The sequence below is a fragment of the Actinomadura scrupuli genome (genome assembly GCF_050971785.1).
Lineage (GTDB): Bacteria > Actinomycetota > Actinomycetes > Streptosporangiales > Streptosporangiaceae > Actinomadura_E > Actinomadura_E scrupuli.
In genome coordinates this window covers 1,423,522-1,444,053 of sequence record NZ_JBPCCU010000002.1, presented here as the reverse complement: position 1 = coordinate 1,444,053, position 20,532 = coordinate 1,423,522, and the positions used below count along the sequence as shown (strand labels likewise).

The following is a 20,532-nucleotide window of genomic DNA, read 5'->3' as shown; positions in this document are numbered from 1 at the left end:
GGCCAGAGCGGCGCGCCCTAGCCGGCTACTCGGGAGGTCTGGGAGCCGGCCCCGGAGGCGACGCGCTTGGCGATCGCGTCCCCGATCTGGCCGGTGCTCCGCGCCGGAGCGCCCTGGCGCTCGGCCAGGTCCTCGGCGACCGCCGCCTCGACACGGCGGGCGGCCTCGGGCGCTCCGAGGTGGTCCAGCAGCATGGCGACGGAGAGGATCGTGGCGGTCGGGTCGGCCTTGCCCTGCCCGGCGATGTCGGGGGCGCTGCCGTGCACCGGCTCGAACATCGAGGGGGCGGTCCGGTCGGGGTTGACGTTGCCGCTGGCCGCCAGCCCGATACCGCCGGCGATGGCCGCGCCGAGGTCGGTGATGATGTCGCCGAAGAGGTTGTCGGTGACGACGACGTCGAAGCGCTGCGGCCGGCTGACGAAGAACATCGTCGCGGCGTCGACATGGCAGTAGTCGGTGGTGACCTCGGGGAACTCCGCGCCGACCTGGCGCAGCAGGCGCTGGTAGAGCTCACCGGCGAAGGTCAGGACGTTGTCCTTGTGCACCAGGGTGAGCTTCTTGCGCGGCCGGGAGGCCGCCGCCTCGAAGGCGTAGCGGATGACCCGCTCCACCCCGAAGGCGGTGTTGACGCTCTCCTGCGTGGCGACCTCGTACGGGGTGCCCTTGCGCACGACACCGCCCACGCCGGTGTACGGCCCCTCGGTGCCCTCCCGGACGACGATCATGTCGATGTCGCCGGGGGCCACGCCGGCCAGCGGGGTCTCGACGCCGGGGAACAGCTTGACCGGCCGCAGGTTGACGTAGTGGTCCAGCTCGAACCGCAGTCGCAGCAGCAGCCCGCGCTCCAGCACACCGCTCGGCACGGTGGGGTCGCCGACGGCGCCCAGCAGGATGGCCTCGTGCGCCCGGATCTCCTCGAGCACGGAGTCCGGCAGCACCTCGCCGGTGCGGTGCCAGCGGGCCGCGCCCAGGTCGTACGGGGTCTGCTCGATCGTCAGGCCGTACGACGGGGCGACGAGGTCCAGGACCTTGAGCCCCTCGGCGACGACCTCGGGGCCGATGCCGTCACCGGCGACGACGGCCAGGCGGATGCTGCGGGAAACCATGGGCTCACCTTACCGAGTCGGTCTCACTTAGCGAAACGGGATCTCACATCCCGGGACCGGGGAGGATGGCCGACGGTCCGGCTTTTCGTCTCAGCATGTGAGAAATATGGCCAGAACGCGGGACAGTTACGTTACGTGCGGGTAACGTCCCTGGTGAGAAGGCTCCAGCACTCACTCTCTGCCGCCACCTCTCAATCGGAGCGTCCATCTCATGAACGACGAACGCGCCTACGCCCTGGCCGACGAAGCTCGGCTGGAGGCCGCGAAGGCCCTGCAGACCGCCCTGGACCGCCGGGACAGCACCTCGCCGCCGGAGAGCCGCCCAGCCACCCGATAGCCGATCCGTTCGAGGTCCTCTCCGCCGTACGGCGACCCCGCGTGATATGCAACCTCTGTGCGGGTAACGGGGGAGGATCGCGTGGGGCTGGACAAGCCGACGGCGAGCACGACGAGCGTGCTGCGAGTGATCAATGAGCGGGCGGTGTACGAGCAGATCCGGCTGAACGGGCCGGTCTCCCGCCCCGAGGTCGCCAAGGCGACCGGGCTCTCCAAGCCGACGATCTCCCTGGCCCTGGCCGACCTCGAGAAGGTCGGGCTGGTCCGCACCGTGGGTCACCGCACCGGCGGCGCCGGCCGCGCGGCCGTCCTCTACGAGATCCACCCCGGGGCGGGCTGGGTCCTCGGCATCGACATCGGCCGCGAATGGGTGCGTGCCGCCCTCGCCGACCTGAGCGGCGAGATCGTGGTCCGCCGGGACGTACGCTCGCAGGCCGCGAACGCCGACGCCCTGGTCGACCAGCTCGAGGCACTCGTCGGCGAGTTCGCCGCCGAGGCGGCGATCAAGACCACCGACGTCACCTACATCGTGGTCGGGACCCCCGGCGTGCACGACACCGAGCAGCAGCGGCTGCGGCTGGCCCCGAACCTGCCGGGGTGGCAGCGCCCGGGGGCCACCGCCCGGCTGGCCGGGCGGCTGCCCGGCGAGTTCGTCATCGAGAACGACATCGCCCTCGCCGCCCTGGGCGAGCAGGCCTACGGGCTCGGCGCCGGGGTCGCCGACTTCGTCTACTTCTCCATCGGCACCGGGGTCGGCATGGGCGTCATCCTGGGCGGCCGGCTGCACCGGGGCGCCAGCGGAGCGGCCGGGGAGGTGGCGTTCCTGCCGCTCGGCGAGTCCGACCCGCTCACCAGCGCACCCGGAGCCCGGCGGCACGGCATGCTGGAGAGCGTGCTGTCCGCCTCCGGCGTGGTGGCGACCGCGCGCCGCTACGGGATGACCGGCCGGCTGACCCCGGAGAAGGTCTGGGACGCGGCGCGGGCCGGGGACACGGCCGCCGTGCAGGCGGTGGAGTACGAGGCGGGCAACGTCAGCCGGGCGCTGGCCAGCGTCACCGCGATCCTCGACCCCCAGCTCGTGGTGATCGGCGGCGGGCTGGGCCGGCACGGCGAGGATGTGCTGCTCGACGTCGTCCGCGACCAGCTCGAGACCATGACCCCGCTGAGCCCGCCGCCCATCGAGGTGTCGACGCTCGGCCGGGAGGCGGTGGTGCTGGGCGCCCTGGCGATCGGCCTGAGCACCGCCCGGGAGATCGTATTCAACCGGGCCGTCGCCGAGCCCGCCGTGAGCTGACCCGATGGCCGATCCGGTGACACGGGCGCTGGCGGAGGTCGCGCGGCTGGGGCCGTTCTTCGCCGTCGCCACCGATCCCGCCGAAGAGGCGGACCCCACCTGGCGGCGGCTCGACGCCCTGGACACCGGGGACCTCGCCCGGCTGATCGCCGCCTACGCGCGGCGGCTGGGCGGAGTCGAGGACCGGGTCGCGGCCTCCATCCTCTTCCAGGCGCTGGCCTCCCGGCTCTGGTCCCCCGTGGTCGCCTGCGCGGCCGGGTACGGAGTCGTACCGGACCTGGCCGGGCTGCACTGGCGCTGGGCGCCGGGCGCGCCGATCGCACTGTGGCTGGCCGATCCGGGCGGCGAGAACACCGCAGAGCCGGCCGCGGTGCACGCCGCGGTGGTGGACGGCGGGTTGCGTCCGCTGCGGGAGACCTTCGGCGCGGTGGTGAAACTGGCGGACGGGCTGCTCTGGGGCAACGCCGCGTCCGCGCTGGTGGGCACCCTGCGTGCCGGGTCGCTGCGCCCGGAGCTCGCCGTGCCCGTCACCGGCCTGGTGCGGGCGCTGCTCACCATGGAGCCGCTCGCGGGCACCGGCACCTTCACGAACCCGCTCCCCGGCACCCCGGCCCCGACACCACCCGCATCCACAGAGCTGGGCACCGGCACATCCACGGGGCCGCTTGGGGACACCGGCGGAGCCGCCGGTTCCTCCCCCGAGCAGGTGCTGCGCCCGGAGATGTTCCGGCGCCGCAGCTGCTGTCTCTACTACCGGGTCCCGCCGGGCGGCGGCATGTGCGGCGACTGCGCCCTCCTGCCCCAAGCGTGATCATGCAATCGTTCGACGAACGATTGCATGATCACGGTGTGAGCCGGGGTCAGCCGTCCAGGTCGATGCGGCGGGCCATGTCGGCGCCGATCGCGCCGGAGATGGCGTCGAGCACCTCGGGAGTGATCGCGGAGTCGACGGTCAGCGCGGTCAGCGCGGTGCCGCCCTTGGTGTTCCGGCCGACCTGCATGCCCGCGATGTTGATGTTGAGGTCGCCGAGCAGCTTGCCGACGATGCCGACGACGCCCGGCCGGTCGACGTAGCCGAAGACGGCCATGTGCTCGGCCGGCACCAGCTCCATGTCGTAGCCGTTGATCTCGACGATGCGCTCGTGGTGCCGGGGCCCGCTGAGCGTGCCGGACACCGAGACGATGGAACCGTCGGCCATCGTGCCCTTGACGGTGACCAGGTTGCGCCAGTCGGGGCTGTCCTCGCTGGTGGTCAGGGTGACCTCGACGCCCCGGTCGCGGGCCAGCAGCGGCGCGTTGACGAAGGTCACCGACTCCTCGATGACGTCGGCGAAGACGCCCTTGAGGGCGGCCAGCTCGAGCACCTTGACGTCGTGGCTGGTGATCTCGCCGCGGACGACGACGTCCAGCCGGACCGGCACCCCGCCGGCGAGCGCGGTGAAGATCCGGCCGAGCTTCTCGGCGAGCGGCAGCCCGGGCTTGACGTCCTCGGCGACCGCGCCGCCCTGCACGTTGACCGCGTCGGGCACGAACTCGCCGGACAGCGCCAGCTTGACCGACTTGGCGACCTGCGTGCCGGCCTTCTCCTGTGCCTCGTGGGTGCTGGCGCCCAGGTGCGGGGTGACCACGATGTTGTCGTGGTGGAACAGCGGGCTGTCGGTGCACGGCTCGGTGCTGAACACGTCGATGCCCGCGCCCGCCACCCGGCCGTCCTTGAGCGCCAGGTCGAGCGCGCCCTCGTCCACGATGCCGCCGCGGGCGGCGTTGACGATCCGCACGCTGGGCTTGACCTCGTGCAGCTCCTTGTCGCCGATGAGGCCGAGGGTCTCGGGCGTCTTCGGCAGGTGCACGGAGATGAAGTCGCTCTCGCGGAGCAGCTCCTCCAGGGAGACCAGCCGGACGCCCAGCTGGGCGGCGCGGGCCGCCTGGACGTACGGGTCGTAGGCGATGATCTCCATGTCGAAGGCCGCCAGCCGCTGCGCGACCAGGACGCCGATGCGACCCAGGCCGAGGACCCCGGCGACCTTGCCCTGGAGCTCGACCCCGGTGTACTTCGAGCGCTTCCACTCGCCCTGCTTGAGCGCCGCGTGGCCCTGTGGCACGTTCCGGGCGGTGGCCAGCAGGAGGGCGATGGCGTGCTCGGCGGCCGTGACGATGTTGGAGGTCGGCGCGTTCACGACCATGACACCGGCCTTGGTGGCCGCCTCCACGTCGACGTTGTCGAGGCCGACGCCGGCGCGGGCCACCACCCGCAGCTTGCGGGCGTGCCCGAAGACCTCGGCGTTGACCTTGGTGGCGCTGCGGACGATCAGAGCGTCCACGTCGGCGACCGCGGGCAGGAGCGCGGTCCGATCCGCCCCATCGACGTGGCGCACCTCGAAGTCGGATTCGAGTACCGCGATACCGGCCGGGGACAGTTCTTCGGCGACGAGGACGACAGGCTTACTCAACGGAAGAATTCCTTCTTTGCTGGGAATGTGTGCTGCTGGAGCCGCGAGTCACCTCCTCGTGCCCTCGCCCACCAAGAAGTCTATCCCCGCGCGTCCGGCGCCCTGACGTCATCCTGGTCATCGTCCGGAATGACCAGGTTCAAGCCTTGGCGTGCATGACCTGCTCGCAGTGGTCCAGCCAGCGGACCTCCGCCTCCGTCTGGAAGATCATCGACTCCAGGACCAGCCGCCACGCCCGGTCGTCCGGCGGGGCGTCCGACCGGAGCCGGGTCAGGTCCCGCAGCGAGCGCAGCGTCGCCCCCCGCTGGGTCTGGAGCACCTCCTGGGCGTCCACCCCGGGCGCGGTGATCGCCAGCGCCAGCTTGACCGCGAGCTCGTCCCGGGGCCGGTCCGTGCGCGCGACCGGCGTGCCGAACCAGCGCAGCGCCTCCCCCTCACCGGCGGCGGTGATCCGGTAGATGAAGCGGCCCTCGTCGTCGGCGCCGACCCGGACGGCCAGCCCGTCGCGCTCCAGCCGGTTCAGCGTCGAGTAGACCTGGCCGATGTTGAGCGGCCAGGTGGCGCCGGTGGAGGACTCGAACTCGGCCCGCAGCTGGTAGCCGTAGCGCGGCCCCTGGGCGAGCAGGGCCAGCAGGCCGTGACGGATCGACATGCCAACGAAGTCTGCATACCGCGTATCCGTCGCGCAATACCGCGTATGCATGATCCACGACACGCGGGGGCCGATGTTCACTCTCGGTGACGACGCCTGGCCCTAACGTGGCTCCGTACTCCCGGCCATCCCTGCCACCCGGTCCGGACAGCGCAGCTCCATCCCGATCCCGCCCCAGGAGACCCCGATGACGCAGCCAGAGGTGAGCGTCCTGCAGGACGTCCTGCGCTTGTACGACCACCGCTTCCTCGAACTCGCCGACGACCAGCGGCGCCGCCTGGTCACCGGGACCAGGCACGTGCTGGGCGAGCGGCTGGCCGACGAGGTGCGCGCCGCCCTGCCCGCCGCCCACCGGCTGCGCGCCTTCTGCATCCAGCGCGGCCTGCACGCGGAGCTGGAACGGCTGATCCGCGAGGAGACCGAGGGGCACCGGGCGGGCGCCGTCGTGGTGGGCGGGCGGGTGTACGCCATGTACCCGTACCTGCGCGGTGTCCCCCGGCACGACGCCGACATCACCGACGAGGTCCGCGTCGAGCACCGGCTGGACGCCCTGGGCTGGGCGGGCGGGCGCGTACGGCTGCACGGGCAGGCCGCGATAGGCCAGGTGGCGGCCCGCGAGGTGGCCGTCGAGGTGATCCTCCGGGAGCGTGCGACGGCCGGCGAGCGGCGGGTCGGCACCTCCCCGCACGGCTCCGGCTTCGAGGCCGTCATCGACCCGGCCGGGCTCGGCCCGGGGAGCTGGGACGTCCATCTGGCCGTCGCGGCCTTCGGGCTGACCAGGGAGGCCGCGTTCGGGGCCGTACGGGACGCACGGCTCAAGACCGGCCCCCGGGAACGCGACGGCGTGATCGTCGCCTTCGGCGAGCGGGGCGACCTGACCATCGACGTCCCTGGAACCCGCCCCACCCCGGGCCGGCTGCGCCGCCTCCTGCGCCGCTCCTGACGCCCGCCGCCCCTGCCTCTCCGTGATCATGCAATCGTTCGTCGAACGATTGCATGATCACGGAGGGCGGGAGGCTCAGTCGTTGAGCCAGCTCATCATGGGCCGGAGCTTGGCACCGGTCTGCTCGATCGGGTGCGAGCCGAGCTCCTCGCGGTACTTCAGGTGGTTGACCTGGCCGCTGTCGAACTCCTCGACCAGCTCGCGGGCGAACTGCCCGGACTGGATCTCGGCGAGGATGCGCTTCATCTCGGCCTTGGTCTCGGCGTTGACCAGGCGCGGGCCCCGGGTGTAGCCGCCGAACTCGGCGGTGTCCGACACCGACCAGTACATCTTCTGGATGCCGCCCTCGTACATGAGGTCGACGATCAGCTTCATCTCGTGCAGGCACTCGAAGTAGGCGACCTCGGGCTGGTAGCCGGCCTCGATCAGGGTCTCGAAGCCCGCCTTGATCAGCTCGGAGACGCCGCCGCAGAGCACCGCCTGCTCACCGAACAGGTCGGTCTCGGTCTCCTCGGTGAAGGTGGTCTTGATCCCGCCGGCGCGCAGGCCGCCGATGCCCTTGGCGTAGGACAGCACCAGCGGCCAGGCGTTGCCGGTCGCGTCCTTCTCCACCGCCACCAGCACCGGGACGCCCCGGCCCGCGGTGAACTGGCGGCGCACCAGGTGGCCCGGGCCCTTGGGCGCGACCATGGCCACGTCGACGCCCTCGGGCGCCTCGATGAGGTCGAAGCGGATGTTCAGGCCGTGGCCGAAGAAGAGGGCGTCGCCCTCGACCAGGGCCGGCTTGATGTGCTCGGTGTAGAGCCCGCGCTGGACGTGGTCGGGCGCCAGGATCATGATCAGGTCGGCCTCTTCGGCCGCCTCGCGCGGGGTGAGCACGCGCAGGCCGTCGGCCTCCGCCTTCTCCCGGCTCTTGGAGCCCTCGAGCAGGCCCACCCGGACGTCGACGCCCGAGTCACGCAGCGAGAGCGCGTGCGCGTGCCCCTGGCTGCCGTATCCGATCACGGCCACGTGCCGGCCCTGGATGATGCTCAGGTCGGCATCGTCGTCGTAGAACATCTCAGCCACTTGCTCTGCCTCTCTTAGTTTCGGTTCCCCCCGTGATCACGCGATCGTTCGTCGAACGAATACATGATCATGGAGGTTGCGGGCTGTCAGGCGCTGCGCTCGAGCGCGCGCAGCGAGCGGTCGGTGATCGAACGGGCACCGCGGCCGATGGCCACCATGCCCGACTGCACCAGTTCCTTGATACCGAACGGCTCGAGCACCCTGATGAGTGCCTCCAGCTTGTCCTTGCTCCCGGTCGCCTCGATGGTGACGGCGTCGGCAGCGACATCGACGACCTTGGCCCGGAACAGCTGGACGGTCTCCAGCACCTGTGACCGGGTCTCGGCGTCCGCGCGCACCTTGACGAGCAGAAGCTCGCGCTGTACGGACGACGTCGGATCGAGCTCGACGATCTTCAGGACGTTGATCAGCTTGTTGAGCTGCTTGGTGACCTGCTCGAGGGGCAGGTCCTCGACGTTGACCACGATCGTCATCCGGGAGATCTCCGGATGCTCGGTCGGGCCGACGGCGAGCGAGTCGATGTTGAAACCACGGCGGGAGAACAGCCCGGCGATGCGGGCGAGCACACCGGGCTTGTTCTCGACCAGCACCGAGAGAGTGTGGCGGCTCATGCTTAGTCTCCAGTCTCCCAGTCGGGGGCCAGGTCACGTGCGTACTTGATCTCGTCGTTGCCGGTGCCGGCGGCGACCATCGGCCACACCATCGCGTCCTGGTGGACGACGAAGTCGATCACGACCGGGGCGTCGTTGATCTCCATGGCCTTGGCGATGGTCGCGTCGACGTCCTCGGCCTTGTCGCAGCGCAGCCCGATGCAGCCGTACGCGTCCGCCAGTTTCACGAAGTCGGGGATCATCGTCTTGCCGGTCGGGTGGGTGGCCGTGGCGGAGTGCTGCGAGTGCAGGTTGGTGTTGGAGTAGCGCTCGTTGTAGAACAGCGTCTGCCACTGCCGGACCATGCCCAGGTTGCCGTTGTTGATCACGGCGACCTTGATCGGGATGCCCTCGATCGCGCAGGTGGCGAGCTCCTGGTTGGTCATCTGGAAGCAGCCGTCGCCGTCGATCGCCCAGACGGTGCTGCCGGGACTGCCGACCTTGACCCCCATCGCGGCGGGCACCGCGAAGCCCATCGTGCCGGCGCCGCCGGAGTTGATGAAGGCGCCGGGACGCTCGTAGCCGATGAACTGGGCCGCCCACATCTGGTGCTGGCCGACGCCCGCGACGTAGTACGCGTCGGGTCCGGCGAGCTTGCCGATCCGCTCGATGACGTACTGCGGCGACAGCTCCCCGCCGGGCGGCACGTCGTAGCCGAGCGGATAGGTCTTCCGCCAGTGCTCGAGCAGCCGCCACCAGGCCGCGTAGTCGCCGGTGTGCCCGGCCGCGTGCTCGCCCTGCACCGCCACGATCAGGTCGCTGATCACCTCCCGGCAGTCCCCCACGATCGGCACGTCCGCGTGCCGGTTCTTGGAGATCTCCGCCGGGTCGATGTCGGCGTGCACGACCCGCGCGTCCGGGGCGAAGGTGTCCAGCCGGCCCGTGACCCGGTCGTCGAACCGGGCGCCGAGCACGACGAGCAGGTCGGCCTTCTGCAGGGCGCCGACCGCGCCGACCGTCCCGTGCATGCCGGGCATGCCCATGTGCTGGTGGTGGCTGTCGGGGAAGGCGCCCTTGGCCATCAGGGTGCTGACGACGGGGGCGCCGGTCAGCTCGGCCAGCACCCGCAGCTCGGCCGAGGCCGACGCCTTGATCACTCCGCCGCCGACGTAGAGCACCGGGCGCTCGGCCTCGACGATCAGTTTGGCCGCCTCCCGCACCTGCTTGGAGTGCGGCCGGGTCACCGGGCGGTAGCCGGGCAGTTGCATCGCCTGCGGCCACACGAAGTCGAAGGTCTTCTGGAGCGCGTCCTTGGAGATGTCGACCAGGACGGGGCCGGGCCGGCCGGTGGCCGCGATGTGGAAGGCCTCGGCGATCGTCCGGCCGATGTCGTTCGGGTCGGTGATCAGGAAGTTGTGCTTGGTGATCGGGAGTGTGATCCCCGAGATGTCCGCCTCCTGGAAGGCGTCGGTCCCGATGGCGCTGCTGGCCACCTGACCGGTGATCGCCACGATCGGCACCGAGTCCATGTAGGCGTCCGCGATCGGGGTCACCAGGTTGGTGGCGCCCGGACCGCTCGTCGCCATGCACACGCCGACCTTGCCGGTGGCCTGGGCGTACCCCTGAGCGGCGTGCCCGGCGCCCTGTTCGTGCCGTACGAGGATGTGACGGACCTGCTCGGAGTCGAAGAGCGGGTCGTACGCGGGGAGGATCGCGCCCCCGGGTATCCCGAACACGGTGTCGACGCCGACGTGCTCCAGTGCTCGCACGAGCGCCTGTGCACCGGTCATCTGCTCGGTCATCTGCTTGTTCCTCTGCGGTGGGGACGTCCGGAGATCAGGGTCAGGCCAACAAAAAACCCCTCTTCGCCGGATGGCGATCGAGGGGCGCGCGCAAGAGGAGTACCTGTCAGCTTGCGCGCCGACCAAGTACTACGAGGATCTCGGGCTTCTTCTGCACGCGTCCACCATGGCCGACTTCTCGCCCGTGGTCAAATCCGTGTTGCGGAATTCTCACAGTGTGGGATCGCCGGCGGTCGCCGATGTGCCCATTTGGCCCTTAACCTGCGGAAACGGGCGAGTCCTGGATGAGGGGGATGCCGCCACCGGACAGGTTCGTGCGCACCAGTGCCTCGACCCGGCTCGGTGCCATCGGCCGCGCCACCAGGAATCCCTGCCCCCGGGGGCAGCCCATCTCGCGCAGCAGCTCCAGCTGCTCGGGACGCTCGATGCCCTCGGCCACCACGGTCAGGCCGAGATCGTGCCCCAGCCGCACGATCGTGCGAGTCAGCAGGGAGAGGGTCTCGTCGCGGCCCAGCCCCGCCACGAAGGACGGGTCGATCTTGATGATGTCCACCGGGAGCTGGCCGAGGTAGGCCAGCGACGCGTAGCCGGTGCCGAAGTCGTCGATGGCCAGGCGTACGCCGAGGTCCCGCAGCGCCGACAGCCGCTCGACGTTGTGCCCGGCGTCCTCGACGAGGACCTCCTCGGTCACCTCCAGGGTGAGGGCGTGCGGCGGCAGCCCGGTCTCCTCCAGCGCCGCGGCGACCGACTCGACGAACCGGGGGGCGGCGATCTGCCGGGCGGTGAAGTTGACCGACAGGCCGATGTCCCAGGAGCCCTCCCGCCAGCGGGCGACCTCCCGGCAGGCCTCGCGCAGCACCCAGTTGCCGAGCGGGATCATCAGCCCGGACTCCTCGGCCGGCCCGATGAACTCCTCCGGCGGTACCGACACCCCGGCGCGGCACCAGCGCACGAGCGCCTCCACCCCGGTGACCCGGGAGGTGGCCAGCTCCACGACCGGCTGGAACTCCACCGCGAACTGCTGCTCGGCGAGCGCCCGCTGGAGGTCGCCGCCGAGCTCCAGGCGGCGTACGACGTCGGCGTGCATGTGGGCGGCGAAGACCTCCACCCGCCCGCCGCCGAGCTCCTTGGCCCGGGCCATCGCCAGGTCGCCGTTGCGGATCAGCTCGGGCGAGCCGACCTCGTCCTCGGCGAAGGCGATGCCGAGGCTCGCGGTGAGGGCGATGCCCCGGCTGCCGACCCGGTAGGGCTCCTCCGACAGCGCCCGCAGCAGCCGTTCGGCCAGGTCGACGACCGCCTGTCCCTCCGCCGCGCTCTGCACCAGGACGGCGAACTCGTCGCCGCCCCACCGGGCCACCGTGTCGTCGGCCTGGACCGCCGCGCGCAGCCGGCGCGCCGCCTGGGCCAGCACCTGGTCGCCGGCGGCGTGACCGGCGGAGTCGTTGACGGCGGTGAAGCCGTCGATGTCGGCGAACAGCACCGCGACCGGCCCGGCGGGACCGGCGGCGGCCTGGCCCTGCCGGGACAGCACCTCCCGGGCCCGCTCCTCGAAGTAGGCGCGGTTCGGCAGCCCGGTCAGCCCGTCGTGGAAGGTCAGGTGGGTGACCTGGCGCTGCAGCGCCGCCTGCTCGCTCAGGTCACGGGTGGTGACCAGCAGGGTGCCGCGGGACTCGTCGGTGGAGCGCGCGTAGCGGGAGATCGTCGACTCGGTCGGCAGCCACGTCCCGTCGGCGGCCCGGAGCCGGCAGGCCAGCCGGAGGACCTCCTGCTCCCCGGCGGTGAACTCGGTGAAGATCTCCTCGACCTTGGGAAGGTCCTCCGGGTGCACGATCTCCTGCAGCGGCCTGCCCAACAGCTCGTCCGGCGGGTAGCTGAAGGTCCGCTGGGCCCCCGCGCTGACGTACTGGACCGTGCCGTCCAGGTCACAGATCAGCACTACGTCGTTGATGCTCTCGGCGAGCGCCCGGAAGTGCTCCTCCCCGGTGTCCACGGCCCGCTGCAGCCGGTCGTTCTCCCGCAGCAGCCCGGCCAGGCGGATCAGCAGGATGAGGGTCGCCGATCCGGCGACCACCGACACCACCGGCTCCAGGCCGTGCCCGTCGGTCAGCGAGTGGCCGGCGATGAACAGCGCCGCCGCCCCGGCCGCGGCGGCGGTGGCGATACCGGGGCCGATCATGCTCCCCCGGGGGTCCTGGTCGTCGGCGTCCTCGTCGTCCCGGGTGCCGCCCTGCGCGATCCACGGCACCGCGCCCAGCAGGATCAGCCCGACGAACCGGGCCACGTCCCCCACGTCGCTCGACACCGCGCCGTTGCGCAGCCGTACGGCCGTCGCCACCACGTCGGCCACCGCCATCGCGAGCAGGGCGACGTAGGCCGGCACCGCCGACCGCCGGTGCCGCCGCCGGGTGCCCAGCACGAAGGGCAGCGCGGCGCAGACCAGCACGATGTCGACCAGCGGATACAGCAGTTCGATCACGAACTCCGCCGTGGACTCCCCGGACAGGTGGTAGAGCGCCCCGAACCGTACGACCCAGCCGAGCACGAACAGGGCGCTCACGCAGACATAGGTGTCGGCGGCGTAGCGGATCCAGGTCCCGGCCGGGCGCGGGAGCCGGATGGGCAGCACGAAACCGGTGGCCAGCGCGACCATCGCGGCCACGAAGAACAGGTCGCCCACCGAGAGCGAGACGACCGCACGACTCAGAACGATCTTGGATATGGCGTTGATCGTGGCACCGGCGCACCAGCACGTCGCGGCGATCGCGAAGCATCGCCACATGGCCCGGTTGATGCGCTCGGCGCCGGCCAGCCGGTGCCCGGCGTAGAACAGGGAGCCCGCCGCGAGACCGGCCGCGACCACCGGGGCCCAGGACGACAGCTCGCCGCCGCCCAGCAGCAGCCGGCCGAGACCGTACACGAGCGTCAGCAGCGCGACGGCGGCGAACGGCAGCGCGCGGCGCGACAGCCGTCGCGCGCCCGGGCCGCTCATGCTGCGCCTCCCGCAGGGGTGACCGCCCCGCGCCGACCGGTACGCATGCCAAGATCGCCTGGCTCCCCGCACGGGCAGGGCAGGCTCCAGATGGCGCGGACGCTCAGGTCAGGCCGGTGCTGTGTGGGCAATGTCGCTTCAATGACGGGGCGACGACCCGCGGGTGCGGATCGCCGGTTATTTTCTGCTGCTCAATGTACGTTCCGTAGGTCACGGAGCGATTGAGGCTGGGCGTCCTCCCGGCGACAACCGAACACGTCGCGTAATCAGCGCCCGGGCGTGTCGTCCCGTATTAGCGGGAAAAGCCCCAGCATCTAGGGGTTCCGACGACGCCCGGTCAGTCCCACCGGAAGAACCAGCCGGCGCTCCCGATCAGGCCTTCGGCGTATTCCTCGAAGGTGACACCACCCTGCCAGAGGGCGTCAGGGGAGAAGGCGTGATGCTCGGCGGTGAGCCGCCGGGCCTGCTCGATCGTGGTGGGCGGCGCGGCCACGGAGAGATACAGCGTGTCGAATCCCACTTTTATGACCCTTATCCCGAATCGGTCCTCCCACGACCGCAGCACCGCCGAGATCTCCTGGGGGTGGCCGGTGTGGTCGCACGGCCCGTCCCAGCCGCAGGCGGCCAGGGTGTCCGCGCCCCGCCCGGCCGGCACCAGCCCGAGCAGCACGCCGTCCGCGGACGACACGCCCCCCAGCCGCGCGGCGTGCGCACGCGCCGTCTCGCCGGGGTCCGCGGGGCCGTCCCCCGGGGCCGCCGGTCCCGGCCAGGAGCGGTACGGAAGCTCCGCGTCGTCCTCGGTCACCTCCGCCCACAACCGGCGGAGGACGCCGTCGGCGGTGAGCGCGTCGACGGCTCCGATCGACCGCGGAGAGAGCTCGCCGGCATGCCAGGGGCGCTCCCCGTCGGCCGGCAGGGTCTCCAGCAGCAGCGGGTAGAGCCCGGTCTCCCGATGTTCGCCGAACAGCCGCCCCCACCGCTCCCCCGCGTCCGGCACGGGCCCGTCCGACACCCACATCACCGGGCGGTCCGCCCACATGTCGTCGGCGAAGTCCAGGTCGGGAACGATCAGACGGCCCGGGGGCAGGCCGTCCGGAAGGGAGTCCAGGGGAGACATGCCGGGAATCTATCCGCCCGCACCCCTCGTCCGCCGCGATCTGGCAGCCCATGCCCCGACGTGTCGCGGACACGCCACTTCCTCACCGTTTCCCCGCCGTTCCCTCGCCGTGATCATGCAATCAACCGGCGATTGATTGCATGATCACGGAGGGGTTCGGGTGGCGGGCCGGCCGAGGTCCCTCTGTCCCGGGGCTGGAGCACGGCGGAGCGGCGGTCTCCGGCGGGTCAGCCGGAGGCGGGGCTGTCTCCGGCGGGTCGGCCGAGGGCGGGGCGATCTCCGGCGGGTCAGCCGGAGGCGGCCAGGCGCTCCAGGATGAGCTCGCGGGCACGGCCGGCGTCGGCCTGGCCACGGCTGGCCTTCATGACCGCGCCGACGAGGGCGCCCGCCGCCGCGACCTTGCCGGACCTGACCTTGTCCGCGACGTCGGCGTTGTCGGCGATCACCTGGTCGATGATCCCGATCAGGGCCCCGTCGTCGCTGACCACCTTCAGGCCGCGGGCGGCAACGACCTCGTCGGGACCGCCCTCACCGGCCAGTACGCCCTCGAACACCTGGCGGGCCAGCTTGTCGTTGAGCTCCCCGGAGTCGACCAGCGCCTGCACGCGGGCCACCTGGGCGGCGGTGATCGGCAGGCTCGCCAGCTCGACGGCCTGCGCGGTGGCCCGGCGGGACAGCTCGTTCATCCACCACTTGCGGGCGGAGCCGGGATCGGCGCCGGCCGCGATGGTCTCCTCGATCAGGTCCAGGGCGCCGGCGTTGACGACGTCCTGCAGTTCCTTGTCGCTGAGGCCCCACTCCCGCTGTACCCGCCGGCGACGGGCCGCGGGCAGTTCCGGCAGGCCCGCCCGGATCTGCTCGACCCACTCCCGGGACGGGGCCATCGGCACCAGGTCGGGCTCGGGGAAGTAGCGGTAGTCCTGCGCCTCCTCCTTGCTGCGCCCGCTGGTGGTCGTGCCGGTGTCCTCGTGGAAGTGCCGGGTCTCCTGGTGGATCCGGCCGCCGTCGGCCAGCACCGCCGCCTGCCGCTCGATCTCGGACCGTACGGCCCGCTCGACCGAGCGCAGCGAGTTGACGTTCTTGGTCTCGGTGCGGGTGCCCCACTCGGCCGCGCCGCGCGGCATGAGCGAGACGTTGACGTCGAAGCGCATGGAGCCCTCCTCCATGCGGACGTCGGAGACGCCGAGGGCGCGGACCAGCTCGCGCAGCTCGGTGCCGTAGGCCTTGGCGACCTCGGGAGCCTTGACCCCCGTGCCCTCGACCGGCTTGGTGACGATCTCGACGAGCGGGATGCCGGCGCGGTTGTAGTCCACCAGCGAGTGGTCGGCGCCCTGGATGCGGCCGGTGGAGCCGCCGACGTGCAGCGACTTGCCGGTGTCCTCCTCCATGTGGACCCGCTCGATCTCGACGCGGTAGGTCTTCCCGTCGACCTCGACGTCGAGATGACCGTCGACGCAGATCGGCTCGTCGTACTGCGAGATCTGGTAGTTCTTCGGCATGTCCGGATAGAAGTAGTTCTTCCGGGCGAACCGGCACCACTCCACGATCGAGCAGTTCAGTGCCAGCCCGATCTTGATGATGCTCTCGATGGCGGCCTGGTTGGCCACCGGCAGCGAGCCGGGCAGTGCCAGGCAGACCGGGCACACCTGGGTGTTGGGCGGTGCGCCGAACGCCGTCGGGCAGCCACAGAACATCTTGGAGTTCGTGCCCAGCTCGATGTGGGTCTCCAGGCCGAGCACCGGGTCGAACCTGGCGAGGGCCTCGTCGTAGGGCATCGTCGTCATGGTGGTCACTTGGCGCCCTCCGCGAGCTCCGGGGCCTTGGCCAGCAGCGGGCCGCCCCAGCGGTCGTTCAGTGCGGCCTCGACGGCCGCGCCGACCCGGTAGACCCGGTCGTCGGCGAGCACTGGGGCCATGATCTGCAGGCCGACCGGCAGCCCGTCCTCGTCGGCCAGCCCGCACGGCACCGAGATGGCGGCGTTGCCGGCCAGGTTGGACGGGATCGTGCACAGGTCGGCGAGGTACATCGCCATCGGGTCGTCGGCGCGCTCCCCGATCGGGAAGGCCGTCGTCGGCGTGGTCGGTGAGATCAGCACGTCGACCTGCTCGAAGGCGGCGTCGAAGTCACGGGTGATCAGCGTGCGGACCTGCTGGGCCCTGCCGTAGTAGGCGTCGTAGTAGCCGCTGGACAGCGCGTAGGTGCCCAGGATGATCCGGCGCTTGACCTCCGCGCCGAAGCCCTCCGCGCGGGTCAGCGCCATGACCTCCTCCGCCGAGCGCGTCCCGTCGTCGCCGACCCGCAGGCCGTAGCGCATGGCGTCGAACCGGGCCAGGTTGGAGGAGCACTCCGACGGCGCGATCAGGTAGTACGCGGGCAGCGCGTAGGTGAACGACGGGCAGGAGACCTCGACGACCTTGGCGCCCAGCGACTCCAGCAGCTCCACCGTCTCGTTGAAGCGCGCCAGGACCCCCGGCTGGTAGCCGTCCGCCGAGGCCCCTCCGAACTCCTTGACCACACCGATGCGCAGGCCGTTCACGTCGGCCTGCCGGGCGGCCGCCACCACCGGCGGCACCGGCGCGTCGATCGAGGTGGAGTCCAGCACGTCGTGCCCGGAGAACGCCTCGTGCAGCAGGGCCGCGTCCAGGACGTTGCGGGCGAACGGCCCGGGGGTGTCCAGTGACGAGGCGAACGCGATCATCCCGTAGCGGGAGGCTCCGCCATAGGTCGGCTTCACCCCGACCAGGCCGGTGACCGCGGCGGGCTGCCGGATGGAGCCGCCGGTGTCGGTGCCGGTGCCCAGCGGCGCCTCGTAGGCGGCGACCGCCGCCGAGGAGCCGCCCGAGGAGCCACCGGGGATCCGGGTGAGGTCCCAGGGGTTGTGCGTGGGGCCGTACGCGCTGTTCTCCGTCGAGGAGCCCATCGCGAACTCGTCCATGTTGGTCTTGCCGAGGATCACCAGCCCGGCGGCCCGCAGCCGCGCGCTGACCGTCGCGTCGTAGGGCGGCCGCCAGCCCTCAAGGATCTTGGAGCCGGCCGTGGTCGGCATGTCCTGGGTGACGAAGACGTCCTTGTGCGCGATCGGGACTCCGGCCAGCGGGCCGAGCTCCTCACCCGCGGCCCGGCGCGCGTCCACGGCCCGGGCCTGCTCCAGGACGTTGTCCGCGTCGACGTGCAGGAACGCGTGGACCTGGTCGTCCACCGCCGTGATCCGGTCCAGGTGCGCCTGGGCCACCTCGACCGCGGAGACCTCGCCCGAGCCGATCATGGCGGCCAGCTCGGTGGCCGTCTTCCTGACGATGCTCACAGCCGCCCCCCGCTCGTGTCCAGAGCGCCCGCGGGCCCCGTCGCCCGTGCCCGGCGCGCGGGCGTCCGCGGCCGGCCGGCCTCGTGACCTTCCAGCTCGCTCACGCTTCCTCCTCCAGGATCCTCGGCACGCGGAAACGCTGTTCCTCGGCGGCCGGCGCGCCGGACAGCGCCTGCGCCGGAGTCAGGCCGGGCCGGGACCGGTCGGGACGGAAGACGTTCGTCAGCGGCACCGCGTGGGAGGTCGGCGGGATGTCCTCCGCCGTCACCTCCTGCACACGGGCGACCGCGGCGATGATCACGTCGAGCTGGGCGGCGAGATGATCTAGCTCGTCATCGCCGAGCGCCAGCCGGGACAGCCGGGCGAGGTGGGCGACCTCGTCACGGGTGATGGACATAGTAGAAACCGTTTCAGAGATCAAGAGATCGAGTGGGTTCACCGTCATCTTAGGCCGTGTGAACAGTGCCGACCCACTCGATTACGCGGTGATGATCGACCCGGCGGCCGGTCAGGCGATGAACTTGGAGTCGATGGTGCGCGGCGGATCGGGTTCCGGAACCGACACCGGCGACGTGGTGGACCGGGCGTGCAGCCAGGACGTCGCGGTCCCGGCGTCCATGGGCCGGCCGAAATGCCAGCCCTGTGCGGCGTCGCAGCCCATGTCGCGCAGGAACTGCGCGGTCCGGGCGTCCTCCACGCCCTCGGCCACCGAGCGCAGCCCGAGGGTCCGGACCAGATCGATGATCGACCGTACGATCACGACATCGTCGGAGTCCCTGTTCTCCCCGCCGTGGCCGCGCACCGCCGGGCCCGCGGCGAGCCGCTGGACGAAGGAGGCGTCGATCTTGATCTCCTCGACCGGCAGCCGCTTGAGCCTGACCAGGGAGGAGTACCCGGTGCCGAAGTCGTCCAGGCTGAGCGGGATGCCGAGCTGGGCCAGCGCCTGCACGGTCTCCCCCGCGTAGGCGGGCTCGTTGACCAGGATCCGCTCGGTGATCTCCAGCTGGAGCGCCTCGGTGGGAAGCCGGTGCCGGGCCAGGCCCGCCGTGATCGTCTCGGCGAGACCGGCGTCCAGCAGGTCCCGGCCGGAGGCGTTGATCGCGACCTGCACGCGCAGCCCCGCCTGCCACCAGGCGGAGGCCTGGGCGAGGGCCATGTCGACCACGTAGTGGGTGATGGCGCGCATGAGGTAGGTCTGCTCGGCGATCGGCAGGAACTCCTGCGGGCCCACCAGCCCGCGCTTGGGGTGCCGCCAGCGCAGCAGCGCCTCCATCCCCACCAGCTGGCCGTCGGTCAGCCCGATCTTGGGCTGGAAGTACAGCTCCAGCTCCTCCCGGTCGATCGCCCGGCGCAGATCCCCGAGCATGCCGAGCCGCGCGGGCGAGTTGCGGTCCTTGATCGGGGAGTAGATCTCGACCCCGGAGCGGCTCTCCTTGGCGACGTACATCGCCACGTCGGCCCGCTGGAGCAGCAGCTCGAAGTCCGGGGCGTGGTCGGGGTGCAGCGCGATGCCGACGCTGGCCTCGAGATCGAAGGTCATGCCGTCCAGCCGCACCGGCTCGCTCAGCGCGGCGCGCAGCCGGGCCGCGACCTCGCGGGCCGCCTGCTCGTCGCGTACCGACGGCAGCAGGACCGCGAACTCGTCGCCGCCGAGCCGGGCGACCAGGTCGCCCGGGCGCACGCTGTGCGTGAGCCGGTGCGCCACCAGCTGCAGCAGCCGGTCGCCGGTCGGGTGGCCCAGCGTGTCGTTGACCTCCTTGAAACGGTCCAGATCGAGCAGGAACAATCCGACCCGCCGGTCCGTGGGCTCACTGGCCGGGCGGCCGCGGACGGCGTGTCCCCGGCCGGCGTGGCCCCGGCCCTGCACGCCCCAGGTGCGCCGGGCCTCCGCCAGCGCCTCCTCGGTGCGGACGATCAGCAGCTTGCGGTTGGGCAGCCCGGTGAGCGCGTCGTGCAGCGCCTGGTGCTCCCGCCGCACCGATCCCGAGGCGTTGAGATAGACCGCGACGAAGGGCAGCACGATCAGCGGCAGGAACGCCGCCGAGCGCGCCATCGCCACGACCACCAGCGGCGAGAGCCCGAGCAGGGCGAGATGCACCAGCAGCTGGTAGGCGAAGTCCAGGCGCAGCGCCTTGCCGAGCGAGATGCGCTCGTGCAGCGCGATGGCTCCGGCGACCATGGTGTCGTTCATGAGGAAGTACGTCGCACCGGCGAGCGCGATGACGGGCAGATCGGCGCCGTGCGGGATCCACGGATGGGCCGCGGAGCCGGCCTTGCCGAAGGCGGTGAGGACCAGCGAAGCCGCCCCCATGCTCACCATGAACTGCGCGGCGTTGAAGAGGTTGCGGTGCGGGGCCCGGCGCCGGAGCACGCCGCAGACCAGCACGGCCACGAGCTGGAGGGCGGCGGCGACCGGCAGCCCGCCGTAGAGCAGCGCGGCGAACGCGAAGGTGGTGGAGGCGGTCGCGCCGTTGTTCTCGTTCAGCCCGGGGGTGATGATCGGCCGGAGCTCGCCGACCACGATGAGGCAGCCCAGCAACCAGAACAGCGGGCTGTGGACGGTGGTCTGCACGTCCTCCGCCGACACCCCGGCGGCCGTCACGGCGACCACGACCATGCCGACGACCGTGACGCACAGGATGTAGATCCACAGTGGGGATCCCCGGCGCGGCACGGTGTCCCGGGTGTTGTTCGGGTCCTTCATCACCATCCTCGTAGGATCCGGAGGCCATCGCACCGGGATTTCCAGGTTCGAGGTGCTGAAGGGAGAGTACGACCTTCGCACAACTTCGCGAAACCGATTGCGCACGTTCTGTTACTTTTCAAGCAAATCGGCATGCACTCCCGTCGGTAGTCACATGATACCGTATAGTAACATTCT

Annotated in this window: 16 protein-coding genes; 4 read left to right on the top strand and 12 right to left on the bottom strand. The window is 71.4% G+C overall.

Annotated elements, in window-relative coordinates; all coding sequences use genetic code 11:
• Positions 1-17 precede the first annotated feature (17 nt).
• Complete coding sequence (locus ACRYCC_RS14320) at positions 18-1,106, bottom strand: 3-isopropylmalate dehydrogenase (RefSeq protein ID WP_433812090.1); 1,089 nt, start codon at positions 1,104-1,106, stop codon at positions 18-20.
• Positions 1,107-1,317: 211 nt separating this feature from the next.
• On the opposite strand from ACRYCC_RS14320, the gene ACRYCC_RS14315 reads away from it, so the two are divergent.
• The 3 genes from ACRYCC_RS14315 (at position 1,318) to ACRYCC_RS14305 (ending at position 3,547) form a co-directional block, all read left to right on the top strand.
• The gene (locus ACRYCC_RS14315) at positions 1,318-1,443 is read left to right on the top strand and encodes a hypothetical protein (protein WP_433812088.1); all 126 of its coding nucleotides are present in this window, start codon (positions 1,318-1,320) and stop codon (positions 1,441-1,443) included.
• Between the two features lie 81 nt (positions 1,444-1,524).
• Positions 1,525-2,736, top strand: coding sequence for an ROK family transcriptional regulator (locus ACRYCC_RS14310; RefSeq protein WP_433812086.1), 1,212 nt, complete (start codon positions 1,525-1,527; stop codon positions 2,734-2,736).
• 4 nt (positions 2,737-2,740) lie between these two features.
• Positions 2,741-3,547, top strand: coding sequence for a (2Fe-2S)-binding protein (locus ACRYCC_RS14305; protein ID WP_433812084.1), 807 nt, complete (start codon positions 2,741-2,743; stop codon positions 3,545-3,547).
• Between the two features lie 49 nt (positions 3,548-3,596).
• On the opposite strand, the gene serA is transcribed toward ACRYCC_RS14305, so the two are convergent.
• Entirely contained in the window at positions 3,597-5,186 is a 1,590-nt protein-coding gene (serA, locus tag ACRYCC_RS14300) for a phosphoglycerate dehydrogenase (RefSeq protein ID WP_433812082.1), read from the bottom strand.
• 139 nt (positions 5,187-5,325) lie between these two features.
• On the bottom strand, positions 5,326-5,838 hold the full coding sequence (locus ACRYCC_RS14295) for a PadR family transcriptional regulator (RefSeq protein WP_433812080.1): 513 nt from the start codon (positions 5,836-5,838) through the stop codon (positions 5,326-5,328).
• Between the two features lie 187 nt (positions 5,839-6,025).
• Here ACRYCC_RS14295 and ACRYCC_RS14290 point away from each other — a divergent pair, with 187 nt between their 5' ends.
• Entirely contained in the window at positions 6,026-6,781 is a 756-nt protein-coding gene (locus ACRYCC_RS14290; protein ID WP_433812078.1) for a hypothetical protein, read from the top strand.
• A gap of 75 nt (positions 6,782-6,856) precedes the next feature.
• Here ACRYCC_RS14290 and ilvC read toward each other — a convergent pair whose 3' ends face one another.
• The 9 genes from ilvC to ACRYCC_RS14245 form a co-directional block, all read right to left on the bottom strand.
• Positions 6,857-7,840 carry a ketol-acid reductoisomerase gene (ilvC, locus tag ACRYCC_RS14285; RefSeq protein WP_433812200.1) on the bottom strand — a complete coding sequence of 328 codons (984 nt, stop codon included), beginning with the start codon at positions 7,838-7,840 and terminating at the stop codon, positions 6,857-6,859.
• 95 nt (positions 7,841-7,935) lie between these two features.
• The gene (ilvN, locus tag ACRYCC_RS14280; RefSeq protein ID WP_433812076.1) at positions 7,936-8,460 is read right to left on the bottom strand and encodes an acetolactate synthase small subunit; all 525 of its coding nucleotides are present in this window, start codon (positions 8,458-8,460) and stop codon (positions 7,936-7,938) included.
• Positions 8,461-8,462: 2 nt separating this feature from the next.
• On the bottom strand, positions 8,463-10,367 hold the full coding sequence (locus ACRYCC_RS14275) for an acetolactate synthase large subunit (protein WP_433812074.1): 1,905 nt from the start codon (positions 10,365-10,367) through the stop codon (positions 8,463-8,465).
• Between the two features lie 130 nt (positions 10,368-10,497).
• The gene (locus tag ACRYCC_RS14270) at positions 10,498-13,230 is read right to left on the bottom strand and encodes a putative bifunctional diguanylate cyclase/phosphodiesterase (protein WP_433812073.1); all 2,733 of its coding nucleotides are present in this window, start codon (positions 13,228-13,230) and stop codon (positions 10,498-10,500) included.
• A gap of 337 nt (positions 13,231-13,567) precedes the next feature.
• Positions 13,568-14,347: a DUF4253 domain-containing protein gene (locus tag ACRYCC_RS14265; RefSeq protein WP_433812071.1), complete on the bottom strand. Its 780-nt coding sequence runs from the start codon at positions 14,345-14,347 to the stop codon at positions 13,568-13,570.
• A 287-nt stretch (positions 14,348-14,634) separates the two neighbouring features.
• On the bottom strand, positions 14,635-16,131 hold the full coding sequence (gene gatB / locus ACRYCC_RS14260; RefSeq protein WP_433812198.1) for an Asp-tRNA(Asn)/Glu-tRNA(Gln) amidotransferase subunit GatB: 1,497 nt from the start codon (positions 16,129-16,131) through the stop codon (positions 14,635-14,637).
• Between the two features lie 5 nt (positions 16,132-16,136).
• Positions 16,137-17,612, bottom strand: a complete 1,476-nt coding sequence (gatA, locus tag ACRYCC_RS14255; RefSeq protein ID WP_433812196.1) for an Asp-tRNA(Asn)/Glu-tRNA(Gln) amidotransferase subunit GatA — start codon at positions 17,610-17,612, stop codon at positions 16,137-16,139.
• Between the two features lie 139 nt (positions 17,613-17,751).
• Complete coding sequence (gene gatC / locus ACRYCC_RS14250) at positions 17,752-18,048, bottom strand: Asp-tRNA(Asn)/Glu-tRNA(Gln) amidotransferase subunit GatC (protein ID WP_433812069.1); 297 nt, start codon at positions 18,046-18,048, stop codon at positions 17,752-17,754.
• Between the two features lie 111 nt (positions 18,049-18,159).
• A complete protein-coding gene (locus ACRYCC_RS14245) occupies positions 18,160-20,355 on the bottom strand; it encodes a putative bifunctional diguanylate cyclase/phosphodiesterase (RefSeq protein WP_433812194.1) in 2,196 nt (731 codons plus the stop codon).
• Positions 20,356-20,532: the final 177 nt, after the last annotated feature.

Excerpts from the sequence above, each read along its gene's own strand:
- ACRYCC_RS14320 (WP_433812090.1), bottom strand. The coding sequence starts at position 1,106 with ATGGTTTCCCGCAGCATCCGCCTGGCCGTCGTCGCCGGTGACGGCATC.
- ACRYCC_RS14315 (WP_433812088.1), top strand. The coding sequence starts at position 1,318 with ATGAACGACGAACGCGCCTACGCCCTGGCCGACGAAGCTCGGCTGGAG.
- ACRYCC_RS14305 (WP_433812084.1), top strand. The coding sequence starts at position 2,741 with ATGGCCGATCCGGTGACACGGGCGCTGGCGGAGGTCGCGCGGCTGGGG.
- ACRYCC_RS14295 (WP_433812080.1), bottom strand. The coding sequence starts at position 5,838 with ATGTCGATCCGTCACGGCCTGCTGGCCCTGCTCGCCCAGGGGCCGCGC.
- ACRYCC_RS14290 (WP_433812078.1), top strand. The coding sequence starts at position 6,026 with ATGACGCAGCCAGAGGTGAGCGTCCTGCAGGACGTCCTGCGCTTGTAC.
- ilvC (WP_433812200.1), bottom strand. The coding sequence starts at position 7,840 with ATGTTCTACGACGACGATGCCGACCTGAGCATCATCCAGGGCCGGCAC.
- ilvN (WP_433812076.1), bottom strand. The coding sequence starts at position 8,460 with ATGAGCCGCCACACTCTCTCGGTGCTGGTCGAGAACAAGCCCGGTGTG.
- ACRYCC_RS14270 (WP_433812073.1), bottom strand. The coding sequence starts at position 13,230 with ATGAGCGGCCCGGGCGCGCGACGGCTGTCGCGCCGCGCGCTGCCGTTC.
- ACRYCC_RS14265 (WP_433812071.1), bottom strand. The coding sequence starts at position 14,347 with ATGTCTCCCCTGGACTCCCTTCCGGACGGCCTGCCCCCGGGCCGTCTG.
- gatB (WP_433812198.1), bottom strand. The coding sequence starts at position 16,131 with ATGACGACGATGCCCTACGACGAGGCCCTCGCCAGGTTCGACCCGGTG.
- gatA (WP_433812196.1), bottom strand. The coding sequence starts at position 17,612 with ATGATCGGCTCGGGCGAGGTCTCCGCGGTCGAGGTGGCCCAGGCGCAC.
- gatC (WP_433812069.1), bottom strand. The coding sequence starts at position 18,048 with ATGTCCATCACCCGTGACGAGGTCGCCCACCTCGCCCGGCTGTCCCGG.
- ACRYCC_RS14245 (WP_433812194.1), bottom strand. The coding sequence starts at position 20,355 with ATGAAGGACCCGAACAACACCCGGGACACCGTGCCGCGCCGGGGATCC.